At 71.0% G+C, this 14128-nt stretch carries 12 protein-coding genes and 1 tRNA gene; 5 read left to right on the top strand and 8 right to left on the bottom strand.

The features are described from left to right. Positions 1-55: 55 nt before the first annotated feature. Entirely contained in the window at positions 56-1345 is a 1290-nt protein-coding gene (locus ACWD35_RS34095) for a class I SAM-dependent methyltransferase (protein WP_451355218.1), read from the top strand. A 75-nt stretch (positions 1346-1420) separates the two neighbouring features. Here the strand turns inward: ACWD35_RS34095 and ACWD35_RS34100 are convergent, their stop codons facing one another. Further along, complete coding sequence (locus tag ACWD35_RS34100; protein WP_451355219.1) at positions 1421-3949, bottom strand: ABC transporter permease; 2529 nt, start codon at positions 3947-3949, stop codon at positions 1421-1423. Further along, positions 3949-4719, bottom strand: coding sequence for an ABC transporter ATP-binding protein (locus ACWD35_RS34105; RefSeq protein WP_451355220.1), 771 nt, complete (start codon positions 4717-4719; stop codon positions 3949-3951). The genes ACWD35_RS34100 and ACWD35_RS34105 overlap by 1 nt, the downstream gene beginning before the upstream one ends. A 459-nt stretch (positions 4720-5178) precedes the next feature. Between ACWD35_RS34105 and ACWD35_RS34110 the strand changes: the two genes are divergently transcribed. Further along, positions 5179-5262, top strand: a tRNA-Leu gene (locus tag ACWD35_RS34110). A 247-nt stretch (positions 5263-5509) separates the two neighbouring features. Continuing rightward, the gene (locus tag ACWD35_RS34115) at positions 5510-6370 is read left to right on the top strand and encodes a Bax inhibitor-1/YccA family protein (RefSeq protein ID WP_451355221.1); all 861 of its coding nucleotides are present in this window, start codon (positions 5510-5512) and stop codon (positions 6368-6370) included. Between the two features lie 80 nt (positions 6371-6450). Here ACWD35_RS34115 and ACWD35_RS34120 read toward each other — a convergent pair whose 3' ends face one another. Next, complete coding sequence (locus ACWD35_RS34120; protein WP_451355222.1) at positions 6451-6681, bottom strand: DUF4287 domain-containing protein; 231 nt, start codon at positions 6679-6681, stop codon at positions 6451-6453. Positions 6682-6778: 97 nt separating this feature from the next. Between ACWD35_RS34120 and ACWD35_RS34125 the strand changes: the two genes are divergently transcribed. Further along, the gene (locus tag ACWD35_RS34125; RefSeq protein ID WP_451355223.1) at positions 6779-7090 is read left to right on the top strand and encodes a hypothetical protein; all 312 of its coding nucleotides are present in this window, start codon (positions 6779-6781) and stop codon (positions 7088-7090) included. A gap of 60 nt (positions 7091-7150) precedes the next feature. Here ACWD35_RS34125 and ACWD35_RS34130 read toward each other — a convergent pair whose 3' ends face one another. From ACWD35_RS34130 to ACWD35_RS34140, 3 genes are all read right to left on the bottom strand, one after another. Then, the gene (locus ACWD35_RS34130) at positions 7151-7951 is read right to left on the bottom strand and encodes a LapA family protein (RefSeq protein ID WP_451355232.1); all 801 of its coding nucleotides are present in this window, start codon (positions 7949-7951) and stop codon (positions 7151-7153) included. Positions 7952-8261: 310 nt separating this feature from the next. Then, positions 8262-9482: an acetyl-CoA C-acetyltransferase gene (locus ACWD35_RS34135; RefSeq protein WP_451355224.1), complete on the bottom strand. Its 1221-nt coding sequence runs from the start codon at positions 9480-9482 to the stop codon at positions 8262-8264. A 133-nt stretch (positions 9483-9615) separates the two neighbouring features. Beyond that, positions 9616-10635 carry an SGNH/GDSL hydrolase family protein gene (locus ACWD35_RS34140; protein ID WP_451355225.1) on the bottom strand — a complete coding sequence of 340 codons (1020 nt, stop codon included), beginning with the start codon at positions 10633-10635 and terminating at the stop codon, positions 9616-9618. A gap of 160 nt (positions 10636-10795) precedes the next feature. Here ACWD35_RS34140 and ACWD35_RS34145 point away from each other — a divergent pair, with 160 nt between their 5' ends. Continuing rightward, positions 10796-12187 carry a cystathionine beta-synthase gene (locus ACWD35_RS34145; protein WP_451355226.1) on the top strand — a complete coding sequence of 464 codons (1392 nt, stop codon included), beginning with the start codon at positions 10796-10798 and terminating at the stop codon, positions 12185-12187. 452 nt (positions 12188-12639) lie between these two features. Here ACWD35_RS34145 and ACWD35_RS34150 read toward each other — a convergent pair whose 3' ends face one another. After that, positions 12640-13080, bottom strand: coding sequence for a hypothetical protein (locus tag ACWD35_RS34150; RefSeq protein WP_451355227.1), 441 nt, complete (start codon positions 13078-13080; stop codon positions 12640-12642). Positions 13081-13090: 10 nt separating this feature from the next. Further along, the coding region (locus ACWD35_RS34155) for a SulP family inorganic anion transporter (RefSeq protein WP_451355228.1) at positions 13091-14128 on the bottom strand (1038 nt) is incomplete at its 5' end.

The raw sequence follows: 14128 nt of genomic DNA on the forward strand, positions 1-14128 counted from the left end.
GTCGGTGTTTACGTGGTAACCGGCATCCGGGATCGTCGTCTTGGAGGTGGGCACCATGACCGACGCCGCGTCGCGGCTGAGGAGGCTTTCCGAGCAGCTGCTGGGAGTTCCGCTCCCGGTGCGCCTGCGGGCGTGGGACGGGTCGCAGGCCGGGCCGCCGGAGGCACCGGCGCTCGTCCTGCGCAACCGCCGCGCGCTGCGCCGCATGATGTTCAAACCGGGCGAGCTGGGCCTCGCCCGTGCCTGGGTCTCCGGCGACCTGGAGATCGAGGGGGATCTGTACAGCGCGCTCGACGCCATGGCCGGGCTGGTGTGGGAGCGCGGGGAGGGCGCCCGCGGCCTCACGCAGGCGCTGCGCGACCCCGGCGTACGGGCCGCCGTACGCGAGCTGCTGAAGCTCACCGGGCCGCCCGTCCCGCCGGCCCCGCCCCGCGAGGAGGTCCGCCGGCGCCGTCATCTGCACACCCGGCACAGTGACAAGCGGGCCATCAGCCACCACTACGACGTCGGCAACGACTTCTACGCGCTGGTCCTCGGCCCGTCGATGGTCTACTCGTGCGCGTACTGGGAGGACGGCGGGACCCTGGAGTCGGCCCAGCGCGACAAGCTCGAACTGATCTGCCACAAGCTCGGCCTGACCCCCGGTCAGCGGCTGCTGGACGTCGGCTGCGGCTGGGGCTCGATGGCCATCCACGCGGCCCGTGAGCACGGCGTGAGCGTCGTCGGCATCACCCTCTCCCAGGAGCAGGCGGCGTACGCCCGCAAGCGCGTCGCCGACGAGGGCCTGACCGACCGGGTGGAGATCAGGGTCCAGGACTACCGGGACGTCACGGACGGCCCCTACGACGCCATCTCCTCCATCGGCATGGCCGAACACGTCGGCGCCGAACGCTACCTGGACTACGCGAGCGAGCTGTACGGCCTGCTCAAGCCCGGCGGACGGCTGCTCAACCACCAGATCGCCCGCCGCCCGCAGCGGGACGAGTCCTCGTACCGCGTGGACGAGTTCATCGACGCCTACGTCTTCCCCGACGGCGAACTCGCCCCCCTCGGCACCACCGTCACCCAGCTGGAGCGGGCCGGGTTCGAGGTCCGGGACGTGGAGTCGATCCGCGAGCACTACGCCCGCACCCTGCGCCGGTGGGTCACCAACCTGGAGGCCGACTGGGACCGCGCGGTCCGCCTCACCAGCCCCGGCCGGGCCCGCGTCTGGCGCCTCTACATGGCGGCCTGCGCGCTCGCCTTCGAGCGCAACCGGATCGGCGTCAACCAGGTGCTGGCCGTCCGGACCCCCGAGGCGGGCGCCTCCGGCCTGCCGCCGCGCCCGCGCACCTGGCACGGGTGACACCTGTAGGTACGGCGAAGGCCCCGCTCGGCGCGTTGCGAGCGGGGCCCTCGGCTGTCGTACGGCTGCCCGGCGCTACTCGGCCTTGATCGCCGCCAGCATGTTCAGGCGGGACGCGCGGCGGGCCGGCCACAGGGCGGCCAGGACGCCGACCCCGCCCGCCAGCAGCAGGAAGACCGCGATGCGGGCCCAGGGCAGGACCAGTTCGTACGTCGACATCTTCGTGCCCAGCAGCTCACCGGCCGCCCAGCCGAAGAACACGCCGAGCCCGATGCCCAGCACACCGCCGAACAGGGAGATCACCAGGGACTCCAGACGGACCATCCGCTTCACCGAGGAGCGGTCCAGGCCGATCGCGCGGAGCATGCCGATCTCCTGCGAGCGCTCGAACACCGACATGGCCAGGGTGTTGATGACACCCAGGACCGCGACGATCACCGCCATGCCGAGCAGGCCGTAGACCATGTTCAGCATCATCGTGAACATCTGCGCGATGGAGTCGGAGATGTCCTGCTTGTCCTGGACCTTGATCGCCGGGTTGGAGCCGAGGGTCTTCTCCAGGCTGTCCTTGGCCGCGCTCGACGCGCCGGCCGCCGTCTTGACCATGACCTGCATGTCGGCCGGGTCCTTCAGGTGCGGGGTGAGGACCTTGTTGTCGAGCATGATCCCGTTGATCATGTCGTTGCCCTCGTAGACCCCGGCGACCGTCAGCGTGCGCGCCGCGCCGTCCTCGAAGTGCGCGGTGAAGTGCGAACCGGCCTTCCAGCCGTGCTCCTTGGCCTTGTCCTTGTCGACGACGACCCGCGTGCCGCCCACCGTGAAGGAGCCGTCGGCCACCTTCAGGTCCGTCAGCTCGCCGATCGTGGAGCCGTTGACGCCGGTCAGGAACTCCGTCCCGCCGTCGACGCGGGAGATGCCGTTGCGCAGCGGGCTGCTGGCGGTGATGCCCTTCGCGCCCGCGAGCTTGTCGGCCACGTCGGGGGAGAGCGCGGAGCGGTTGGCCATCGACACGACGTAGTCCGCGCGGATCGCCGAACTCGCCATCTTGTCGATCGACTTCTGCAGGCTGCCCGCCATCACCGTCATGCCCGTGATCAGGGTCAGGCCGATCATCAGCGCCGACGCGGTCGCCGCCGTACGGCGCGGATTGCGCACCGAGTTCTGGCGGGCCAGCTTGCCCGAGACGCCGAACACGTGCAGCAGCGGAGCCGCCGCCGCGATCAGCGGACGGGACAGCAGCGGGGTCAGGATGAACACGCCGATGATCAGCAGGACCGCGCCGAGGCCCATCGGACCCTGGGCGGAGTCCGTGCTCATCGTCGTCGCCGCGAGGACCACCGCGACACCGGCCGCCGAGAACAGCGCGCCGATCGTGTTGCGCAGCACCAGCGACTTGGTGGTGGCCTTGGCGTGCACGCTGCTCATCGCCGCCACCGGCGGGATCTTCGCGGCCCGGCGGCTCGGCAGCCACGCGGCCAGCACGGTGATGACGATGCCGACCGCGAGGGCGGCCACCACGGTGCCCGGCGTGATCACCAGCGGCCCGTCGGGCACGGTCGCGCCGAAGGAGCCGAGCAGCGCGCGCAGCCCCGCGCCGATGCCGATGCCGGCGACGAGACCGGCCACGCCGGCGACCGTACCGACGACGAACGCCTCGATCAGCACCGAACGCGTCACCTGCCGGCGGGAGGCGCCGACCGCCCGCAGCAGGGCCAGCTCCTTGGTGCGCTGGGCGACCAGCATGGTGAAGGTGTTGGCGATGATGAACGTGCCGACGAACAGGGCGATGCCCGCGAACACCAGCAGAGCCTGCCGCAGTCCGCTCATCCCGTCGGCGATGGCCTGCGCCTGGTCGTCGGCGAGCTGCTTGCCGGTGGTGGTCTCCACGAGGCGGGACGGCAGCGCCCGGTCGAGCCCGGCCTTGAGCGCGCTCTGGCTCGTGCCGGCCGCGGCCCGCACGTCGATCTCGTCGTAGGTGCCCTTCTTGCCTATCAGCTGCTGCGCGGTCGGCGTGTCGAACAGGGCCAGGGAGCCGCCCGCGGCGACGTTGCCGTCGTCGGTGGTGAAGATGCCGCTGACGACCGGGGTCAGCACCGGGCCGTCGACGGAGAGCCGCACGGTGTCGCCGACCTTGTATCCGGTGCGCTCGGCGGTCTTGGAGTCGATCAGCACCTCGCCCCTGCCGTGCGGGGCGTGCCCGGCGGTCAGCGGGTATCGGGCGTCCTTGGTGCCCCAGTAGTTGCCGCCCTGGGACTGCCAGCCGCCGCCGACCAGCTTGCCGTGCTTGTCGGCGATCGCGGTGAAGCCGCTGACGACACCGGTGGCGGAGGCGGCGCCCGGGACCTTTGCGGCCTTGTCGAGCAGCGCCTGGGTCAGCTCGGGTGTCGTGCCGACCCGGTTGCCCTTGGAGTCCTGGTGCTTGGGCTGGACGGCGACGTCGACCTGGTCGAAGCCCTTGGCGGAGCTGTTCTGGTAGGCGTCGGAGATGGTGTTGGTGAAGACCAGGGTCCCGGAGACGAAGGCCACGCCGAGCATGACGGCGAGCACGGTCATCAGGAGCCGGGCCTTGTGCGCGAGGACGTTGCGCAGGGCCGTGCGGAACATCAGCTGGTACGGCCCTTCGCGTCGAACTGCTTCATGAGGTCGAGGACGGAGTCCGCCGTGGGGCCGTAGATCTCGTCGACGATCCGCCCGTCCGCGAGGAAGACCACGCGGTCCGCGTAGGCGGCGGCCACCGGGTCGTGGGTCACCATGACCACCGTCTGGCCCAGTTCCCGCACGGAGTTGCGCAGGAAGCCCAGCACCTCGGCGCCGGAGCGCGAGTCGAGGTTTCCGGTGGGCTCGTCACCGAAGATGATCTCGGGCTTGGAGGCGAGCGCGCGGGCGACGGCGACACGCTGCTGCTGGCCGCCGGACAGCTGGGAGGGCCGGTGGCCGAGTCGGCCGGACAGCCCGACCATCTGAATGACCTGATCCAGCCAAGCCTTGTCGGCCTTCCGGCCCGCAATGTCCATCGGAAGGGTGATGTTCTCCAGGGCGGTCAGCGTCGGCAGCAGGTTGAACGCCTGGAAGATGAAGCCGATCTTGTCCCGGCGCAGCTTGGTCAGCTGCTTGTCCTTCAGGGACCCCAGCTCGGTGTCGCCGATCCGCACGGACCCGGAGGAGAAGGTGTCGAGGCCGGCCACGCAGTGCATCAGCGTGGACTTGCCGGAGCCGGACGGGCCCATGATCGCGGTGAACTCGGCCTGCCGGAACTCGACGGAGACCTGGTCCAGGGCGACCACCCGGGTCTCACCCTGCCCATAGATCTTCGACAGCTCCGTGGCGCGTGCGGCCACGGTCGTGGTCCGGCCGGCGGTGGGTGTGGTGGTCACGGGACGGTGCTCCTGTCGGGACGACGTGCGTTCGTGGGGACTCATCCATCGTCCCCGCGCAGAGCGTCCGTGGAGTCAGTCGCTGTTCCGGTTCCGGGGGGCGACTCGGGTCGGACGGGGCGGGCCCGTGTCATACCTGGGGAGGACGGCCGACCCCGAGGACGTAAGGCCTCGAGGCCGGCTGGAGCCGGCCTGGAGCCGGCCTGGAGCAGTGCTCGTCAGCTGACGGAGCATGTGGCGCAAAACAGGTGGCACACCCTCGTTCAGGTGGTGAAATCCCGTCATTCCGCGCGCACGCGATTCCATGTCGCAGCAGGCTAAGTGGCAAGTAAGCGTGGCTAGTTCCGTGGTCTGATGCACCCTCAGGCGTCAATAAAATAAGACAACAGCGCTCCGTGCGGCCGTTGTTCGGGAGGAGCCTCCCGATAGTCTCGAACCCCGAAGCGGAGCCCGTGCCCAGCCCGGATGGTGGAATGTAGACACGGCGAGCTTAAACCTCGCTGCCCCTTCGCGGGCGTGCCGGTTCGAGTCCGGCTCCGGGCACTTCCTCCTTCCCCTTCTTCCCCTTCACTCCCTCCGACTCCTCCACGGCGGCGCCGTCCGCACCGTGCCGCCCACCGGGACGTACACCGGTTTCCCCCGGGGGCTGCCGTAGCCGGGAATCGGCCGTCCGCGTAGCGTGTTGCGCAACACGGCGAGGGAAAGATCCTCCTCAGGTATTACGGATGATCCTTTGCCAATCCATTACTCTTGAGGCCGAAGCCACGCAGGGTGGCCGTGGAGGAGTGAAATGAGGAGCAGCAACCCGGTCTTCTCGCGACGGGGGTTCAGCCGCGACAACGGCTACGCCGGCTTCAACGCCGCACCGCAGGCCGGGTACGCACAGGGCAACCCGTACGCGCAGAACCCCTACGCCCAGAACCCGTACGCCCAGCAGGGCGCGCCGTACGGCACCATGCCGCAGGCCCCGGCCACCACCGACCGGATGACGATGGACGACGTCATCGTCCGCTCGGCCCTCACGCTCGGCACGGTCGCCGTCGGCGCCGTCCTCGCCTGGGCGCTGTTGCCGGTCTCGGCCACCAGCTACGGCCTGGCCATCGGGGCCGCGCTCATCGCGATGGTCCTGGCGATGGTCCAGAGCTTCAAGCGCACCCCGAGGCCCGCGCTGATCCTCGGATACGCCGCCTTCGAGGGCGTCTTCCTCGGTGTCGTCAGCGAGATGTACAACAGCCGCTGGAACGGCGCCCCCTTCCAGGCGGTGCTCGGCACCATGGCCGTCTCGGCCGCGACGCTGCTGGTCTACAAGGCCGGCTGGGTCCGCGTCACCGCACGCTACGCCCGCATCGGCATGTCCATCGCCATCGCCTTCGTGGTGGTCATGGCGATCAACCTGCTGCTGGTGGCGTTCGGCGTCGCCGAGGACGGCGGACTGCGCAGCTTCGGCCCGCTCGGTGCGCTCGTCGGCATCGTCGCCGTCGTGCTCGGCGCGTTCTTCCTGACCCTCGACTTCAAGCAGATCGAGGACGGCATCGCCTACGGCGCCCCTCGCAACGAGTCCTGGCTCGCCGCGTTCGGCCTCACCATGACCCTGGTGTGGATCTACGTGGAGATGCTCCGGCTGGTGGCGATCTTCACCAACAACGACTAGCCGGTTTCGGCCTGAGCGAGCCTCAGGCCGGGTGAGCTGTGAGAGGGGCCCCGGGTTCGACCCGGGGCCCTTCAGGCTTCTCAGCGCAGCTTTCGCGCCGCCCTCCTCAGGTCGTACTCGTGGACGATCGCCTTGGCATGGCCGTACGCGAGGTCGTACTCGTGCCGGAGCCAGCTGACCTTCTCCTCGAAGCGGAAGAGTGCGGGGCCTTCTTCGACGGTGCGCAGCCAGTCGGAGACTTCACGACCGGTGCAATGGGGGATGCGGGCGAGCAGGTTGCGGTGGGTCTCTTCCGAGAAGACTTGGGACATCGGCGCCTCCGGACGCGATCGATGAAGCCGGTCCTTCACGTCACCGTGCCTGAGCGTTGGCGTGTTGGCAACAGTGCGGCACGTTACGCTCGGGCGCGTGGTTGATACGACGCCCCTCACCCAAGCCGTGGATCACTTCGCCGACCGCCTGCGGGCGGCGCCGCAGAGTCGGCTCCAGCGGGGCGCCGCCGCGGAGGCTCTGGCGCTGGCCCGGGAGTTGGCGAGCTGGGTGCAGCGCGTGGAGGAGCCGGGTACGGAGCCCCGGGAGATGCCGGACGCGGGGATGTTCGCGGCGGCCGACCAAATTCTCGTCGCCGCGCATGACTTGGCTCTGGTCCTGAAGAGCGAGGACGAGGTCGAGCAGGCCGTGCGCGTGGTCGAGGAGGCCCGGAAGCGGGCGGGGGTCTGACCCCCAGGGCCCTCGGATCTCAGGGCCCTCGGATCTCAGGGCCCTCGGATCTCAGGGCCCTCAGAGGGACGCGATGACCCGGTCCGCCAGGACGTAGACCATGTCCTCGCCGTCCTTGCCGCAGGCGAAGGTCAGGGTGTACGAACCGGAGATGCCCGAACCGCCCAGGAGGTACGGGGACTCACCGGACCGCAGGGACGCCGCCAGGTGTTCCGCCGTCTCGCGGTGGCCCGGCGTCATGCACAGGGTGGTGCCGTCGGCGAAGACGTAGACGTCGAGGGTGCCGAGCGGGCCGGGGCGGACGTCGGAGAGTTCGGTGCGCTCGGCGGCCAGCTGCTCCAGCGTGGTCGCCGTGCGCTCGTGGTCGTTCACGACCGGCGACTGCACCGGGACGAAGTCGGGGTGCGAGGGGTGGCGGCGGCGGGCCGCGGCCAGCTCCGGGGACTCCCCGGCGACCTCGTCGGCGTCGGCGGTCGGCTCGGACACCGGCTCCAGCGGCTCCAGGCCCGCGAAGTCGGCCTGCCGGGGCAGGAACAGGTCGGAGTCGTGCAGGCCGAGCAGGGAGGGCGCGTCGGAGGCGTCGCGGGCCTCTTGGGCCGCCCAGAAGGCGCGGGCCTCGGCCAGCTCCCGCTCGCGCTCCTCGGCGAGCGCCTCGGCCACGGCCGCCCGTATCTGGTCGGTGTCGGCGTGGCTGCGGGCGTTCGGCAGCAGGGCGCGCGTCGCGGCGGCGTCGCTCTCGGCGTTCGCGTCGAGCTGCCGCTGCAGCTGCGCGAGCTGACGACGCAGCTTCAGCACGGTGCGCAGGACGGCGACGCCCACGGCGCCGGTGGCGGCCGTGGTGAGCAGCAGGGCGATCGGCATGGCGCTCACTGACACACTCCCTGGTTCAAAGTCGACCCCCGACTTCCTACATCAGCTTGAAGGGCGGACTAACCGCCTGTCAGTGCGTAACGTCACGAAACGGACAGGACTTTCGCTGCGAGGCTCCCCAGGGAACGGCGTTGATCTGCGTTGACCTGCGCAGATGTCCACGGCGAGGGAGATAGGTCACATCCTGGGGGAGATTGGATCACAAAAGGGCCCGGAACCTTGGGGTTTCCCAGGTTCCGGACCCTTGACCGACGTACGGTGGTCGGTTCGCTACGGAACGTCGATCAGCCGAGGCGTGTGATCAGCTGAGGCGCTCGATGACCATCGCCATGCCCTGGCCGCCGCCGACGCACATCGTCTCCAGACCGAACTGCTTGTCGTGGAACTGCAGGGAGTTGATGAGCGTGCCGGTGATGCGGGCGCCGGTCATGCCGAAGGGGTGGCCGACGGCGATGGCGCCGCCGTTCACGTTCAGCTTGTCGAGGTCGATGCCGAGGTCCCGGTAGGAGGGGATCACCTGGGCGGCGAAGGCCTCGTTGATCTCGACCAGGTCGATGTCGTCGATGGTCAGACCGGCACGGCGCAGCGCCTGCTGGGACGCCTCGACCGGGCCGAGGCCCATGATCTCCGGGGACAGGCCGGAGACGCCGGTGGAGACGATGCGGGCGAGCGGGGTGAGACCCAGCTCGCGGGCCTTGGTGTCGCTCATGATGACGACCGCGGCGGCGCCGTCGTTGAGCGGGCAGCAGTTGCCGGCGGTGACGAGCCCGTCCGGGCGGAAGACCGGCTTGAGGCCGGATACGCCCTCCAGCGTGACGCCGGCGCGCGGGCCGTCGTCCTTGCTGACGACCGTGCCGTCGGGGAGGGTCACCGGGGTGATCTCGCGCTCCCAGAAGCCGTTCTTGATGGCCTGCTCGGCGAGGTTCTGCGAGCGGACGCCGAACTCGTCCATGTCCTGGCGGGTGACGCCCTTCCAGCGGGCGAGGTTCTCGGCGGTCTGGCCCATCGCCATGTAGGCGTCCGGGACGAGGCCGTCCTCGCGCGGGTCGTGCCAGGTGGTGCCCTCCTGCTCGGCGACGGCCGCGGTGCGGGCCTCGGCCTCGGCGAAGAAGGGGTTGTGCGTGTCCGGGAGGCTGTCGGAGTTGCCCTTGACGAACCGGGAGACCATCTCGACACCGGCCGAGATGAAGACGTCGCCCTCGCCGGCCTTGATGGCGTGCAGGGCCATGCGGGAGGTCTGCAGCGAGGAGGAGCAGTACCGGGTGATCGTGCAGCCCGGCAGGTGGTCCATGCCCATCTGTACGGCGACGATGCGGCCGAGGTTGTTGCCCTGCTCGCCGCCGGGCAGGCCGCAGCCGAGCATCAGGTCGTCGATGTCGCGCGGGTCCAGCTCCGGGACCTTGGCGAGGGCCGCCTGGATGATCGTGGCGGTGAGGTCGTCCGGGCGCAGGTCCTTGAGGGAGCCCTTGAAAGCGCGGCCGATCGGGGAACGGGCGGTCGAGACGATGACGGCTTCGGGCATCACGGCTCCAGTGGCTGACAGAGGGTTGGGCAGGGCCGCTTGGGAAGTTACCCGTACGTATGGGCCAGGTCACCGGTGTTGTGGTGTGACACTGGCCGCAATTTACTAAGCGCTTGCTTGGAGCTCGGCAGAGTCACAGCGTCGGGGCTGCTGGTTCGGCTTCCGGTACGCGGCGGCGGCGCCTGCGCTTGAGCAACGCCCACGGTCCCCTCGGCCCCGTCGGCATCGCCGCCGTGACCTCCGTGCCCGCCTCCGACGCGGCCTCCGCGGCGGCACGGGCAACCGGCAGGAAGCCCTCGCGCCGCGAGACGTCCGGCCGTTCCTCCTCCGCCGGCCACAGGCCCAGCGTCGCGCACACCGTCGGCAGCACGGCCATCGCCGCCGTGGCATAGCCCTCCGCGGAGGGGTGGTAGTTGTCCGGCCCGAACAGCTCGCGCGGATTCGCCTCGAACTCCGGGCCCAGCAGGTCGCCCAGCGACACCGTCCGCCCGCCCTGCTCCACCACCCCGATCGTCTGCGCCGCCGCCAGCTGCCGCGAGGCCCGCCGCGCCAGCCACCGCAAGGGCTGCTGCACCGGCTCGATGGTGCCGAGATCAGGGCAGGTGCCCACCACCACCTCGGCACCGGCCGTCCGCAGCCGCCGTACCGCCGCCGACAGGTGCCGTACCGAACGGGTCGGCGGCATCCGGTGCGTCACGTCGTTCGCGCCGATCATGATCACGCACACGTCAGGGACGGGAAAGGGCGACGACAGAACCAGGGCCACCTGGCGGTCCAGGTCATCGGACTGCGCCCCGGGAAGGGCGACGTTGCGCAGCACCACCGGGCGTTCCGCCACCGCCGCCAGCCCCGACGCCAGCAGCGCCCCCGGTGTCTGCCCCGAGCGGTGCACGCCCTGCCCCGCAGCCGTGGAGTCGCCGAGCAGGGTCAGCCGGAGGGGAGGTTCGCCGGGGACGTCGTACGCCTGGCCGTACACGCCGTCGGCCGCCGGCACCCGCCCGCCGCTGCCGTTGCCCACATGGCGCCGCGCCATCCGTACCTCCGCCAGCAGCAGCCCCATGGCCGCCGCACCGACGAGCCCGACGCCTCCGCCGCCGTACGCCGCTCCGGCCGCGATGCGCCGGGCCACTCTCGCCCTCGACATGTTCGTCATGCGTCGCCGCCACCTCCTCGTAGCCGTACACCCACTCCTTGCCCCGTACAAGGCGTGCGCCAATCTCCACTGGGAGTGAACGCCCTCCGTACGTCACCCGGGGGCCGTACGCTGGCTTAACCACTACGACCACTCTTTTTGCAAGCAACCGGAGACAACGGTGCATTTCCACGACTCGATGATCAGCCTCGTCGGCAACACCCCGCTGGTGCGGCTCAACAACGTGACCGAGGGCATCCAGGCCACCGTCCTGGCCAAGGTGGAGTACTTCAACCCTGGCGGCTCCGTGAAGGACCGCATCGCCCTGCGCATGATCGAGGCGGCCGAGCAGAGCGGCGAGCTGAAGCCCGGCGGCACCATCGTCGAGCCGACCAGCGGCAACACCGGCGTGGGCCTGGCGATCGTGGCCCAGCAGAAGGGCTACAAGTGCATCTTCGTGTGCCCCGACAAGGTGAGCACCGACAAGATCAACGTGCTGCGCGCGTACGGCGCCGAGGTCGTCGTCTGCCCGACGGCCGTCGACCCTGAGCACCCGGACTCGTACTACAACGTCTCCGACCGCCTGGTCCGCGAGACCCCCGGCGCCTGGAAGCCCGACCAGTACTCCAACCCCAACAACCCGCTCTCGCACTATCACTCGACCGGCCCTGAGCTGTGGGAGCAGACCGAGGGGAAGATCACCCACTTCGTGGCGGGCGTCGGCACCGGCGGCACCATCTCCGGCACCGGCCGCTACCTGAAGGACGCCAGCGACGGCAAGGTCAAGGTCATCGGCGCCGACCCCGAGGGCTCCGTGTACTCCGGCGGCTCCGGGCGCCCGTACCTGGTCGAGGGCGTCGGTGAGGACTTCTGGCCGACCGCCTACGACCGCACCGTCGCGGACGAGATCGTCGCCGTGTCCGACAAGGACTCCTTCCAGATGACCCGCCGCCTCGCCAAGGAGGAGGGGCTGCTCGTCGGCGGTTCCTGCGGCATGGCCGTCGTCGCGGCGCTGCGCGTCGCCGAGAAGCTCGGCCCGGACGATGTCGTGGTGGTGCTGCTCCCGGACAGCGGGCGCGGCTACCTCAGCAAGATCTTCAACGACGAGTGGATGGCCGACTACGGCTTCCTGGAGGACGAGGGCCCCAGCGCCCGCGTCGCCGACGTCCTCGCGGACAAGGTGCACGGCGCCATTCCGTCCCTGGTGCACATGCACCCCGACGAGACCGTCGGCCAGGCCATCGAGGTGCTGCGCGAGTACGGCGTCTCGCAGATGCCGGTCGTCAAGCCCGGCGCCGGTCACCCCGACGTGATGGCCGCCGAGGTCGTCGGCTCGGTCGTCGAGCGGGAGCTGCTGGACGCCCTGTTCTCCAAGCGCGCCTCCCTGGAGGACCCGCTGGAGAAGCACATGTGCCCGCCGCTGCCCCAGGTCGGCTCCGGCGAGCCCGTCGGCGACCTGATGTCGGTGCTCGGCACGGCCGACGCGGCGATCGTCCTGGTCGAGGGCAAGCCGACCGGTGTGGTCAGCCGGCAGGATCTGCTGGCCTTCCTCGCCAAGGGCGGGAACAAGTAGCAAACGTCCGGTGAACTGCACGTGGCGGCGGCGAACTTGCGGTGACGGCGGCCGATCGAGCCGTTTCGCAAGTGGTACGAGCGTGTCACGTGCGCGCAGCACTCGCTTAACACGGGTCCGGCAGATTGGAGGCGTCGGCAGGGCGATGGGAACTCCCGGGCATCGAGCACCGGGACGGCTCCCCGCCCAGGCCGGCGCCGAACGGCGTCACGGACCTCCGGAGCGGCTCCCGGACCTCCATGGACGCCTCGGACGCGCTGCCCGGCCCTGACCCGGCCCGCGTCCCGCGCGGGGACCGCCGTCGTCCCGCCCCCCGGAAACGGGGGTGCGGCGGTCCCCGCGGTTTTTTGCGCCTAAACCGGCGCCGCTTTCGCGGAGGTGGTTGCTCGCCGTTGGGGTTGCTCAATTGGTGGTTGCGGTTTTTGTCGCTCTCAAATCGCCATCAGCAAGCCTCAGTCCTGTTCGGCGGACCGGTCTTGGCGAGCCCGGAAGATCTCCGGGTTGAGGCGCGCCGCCTGGGCCAGGTTGACGCCGACGATGCCGAGCCAGGCGGTCACCATCCCGGGCAGGCCCTCGACGGCGGCGATCGCGGACAGCGGGATGGCCAGCACCAGCGTGAGGAGCGCGAAGCCGTAGCGGTCGGCCCACGAGTCGGCCGGCCGGGGCCCCCGGCCCCCGCGCGCGGTCGCCATCTGCTGCTCGGCCAGGTGCCGCCGCACACGGCGGTCCACGCTCTCGCCGATGCGCTGCTCGACCTTCTCCAGGAACGAGTCGACCAGCGCGGAGTCGTACTCCGCGCCCAGCTCCCCGCGTGCCCGCAGGGTGGCGTCGAGTTCCTTCTTGAGGTCGGCTTCCTTCTCGAGTCCGACCCGCTGCGGGTCCAGTGCGCTCATGCGCTCCACCCTAGGAAGCCGGCGCGCCCGCCGCACTGGGGACAACCCCCCTGTCCGTGCTGGGGCTGACAGCCGCCAGGACCCCGCAGGACTCCAGGACCCGCCGGTGGTCCACGCCCACCCCGCTGATGCGGACCTCGACGCCCCGCCCGCGCAGCTCGCCCACCGCCTCCTTCAGCGCCAGCGCGCCCGTCGCGTCCACCGCCGTCAGCCCCGACAGCCTGAGGTCGACCGCCGAGACCCCGTCGTGCAGGCCGGCGAGGCCGCACCGGAAGCGGTGGGCGGCGGCGAACAGCAGCGGGCCGTCGAACCGGTACGTCACCGTGCCCGCCTCGCCCGGGAGTTCGTCGGCGGCGGCCGGGGTCAGCCGGGTCGCGCGCATCGCCGCGCGCAGCGCCAGCAGCACCGAGACGCCGAGCCCGATCAGCACGGCCCGCACCAGGTCCAGCGCGAGGGTGGCCGTGGCGGTCAGGGCCAGCACCAGGGCGTCGCCGCGGGTGGCCTTCGCCATCGCCCGGACCGCGTCCCGCTCCACCATCCGTACGGCCGTCGCCAGCAGCACCCCGGCCAGCGCGGCCAGCGGGATCCGGCCCACCAGCGGGGCGGCGACCGCCACGATCCCGGCGAGGATCACCGCGTGCGCGAGCGCCGCCAGCCGGGAGGCGGCGCCGGTACGGACGTTGACCGCGGTCCGCGCGATCGCGCCGGTCGCCGGGACCCCGCCGAACAGCGGGGCCGCGAGGTTGGCGATGCCCTGCCCGAACAACTCCTTGGACGGTTCGTGCCGTTCGCCCGGCCGCATGCCGTCGGCGACCGACGCCGACAGCAGCGACTCCAGCGCGGCGAGCGCGGCCACGGCCGCCGCCGGGGCGAGCAGGGAGGGGACGCGGGAGAGGTCCAGGAAGGAGAGGGAGGGCGCGGGGAGGCCGGACGGGAGCGTGCCGATACGGGCCACGGGCAGCCGGAGCGTCGCCGCGACCGCGGTCGCGGCGACGGCTTGCGCCGGGGGGGACCGCACCGCCCGCCCCCCCCCGGGCCCCCCCCGCCC

The sequence above is a fragment of the Streptomyces sp. NPDC002671 genome (genome assembly GCF_053592475.1).

Excerpts from the sequence above, each read along its gene's own strand:
- ACWD35_RS34095 (WP_451355218.1), top strand. The coding sequence starts at position 56 with ATGACCGACGCCGCGTCGCGGCTGAGGAGGCTTTCCGAGCAGCTGCTG.
- ACWD35_RS34100 (WP_451355219.1), bottom strand. The coding sequence starts at position 3,949 with ATGTTCCGCACGGCCCTGCGCAACGTCCTCGCGCACAAGGCCCGGCTC.
- ACWD35_RS34115 (WP_451355221.1), top strand. The coding sequence starts at position 5,510 with ATGAGGAGCAGCAACCCGGTCTTCTCGCGACGGGGGTTCAGCCGCGAC.
- ACWD35_RS34120 (WP_451355222.1), bottom strand. The coding sequence starts at position 6,681 with ATGTCCCAAGTCTTCTCGGAAGAGACCCACCGCAACCTGCTCGCCCGC.
- ACWD35_RS34130 (WP_451355232.1), bottom strand. The coding sequence starts at position 7,951 with ATGCCGATCGCCCTGCTGCTCACCACGGCCGCCACCGGCGCCGTGGGC.
- ACWD35_RS34135 (WP_451355224.1), bottom strand. The coding sequence starts at position 9,482 with ATGCCCGAAGCCGTCATCGTCTCGACCGCCCGTTCCCCGATCGGCCGC.
- ACWD35_RS34140 (WP_451355225.1), bottom strand. The coding sequence starts at position 10,635 with ATGACGAACATGTCGAGGGCGAGAGTGGCCCGGCGCATCGCGGCCGGA.
- ACWD35_RS34150 (WP_451355227.1), bottom strand. The coding sequence starts at position 13,080 with ATGAGCGCACTGGACCCGCAGCGGGTCGGACTCGAGAAGGAAGCCGAC.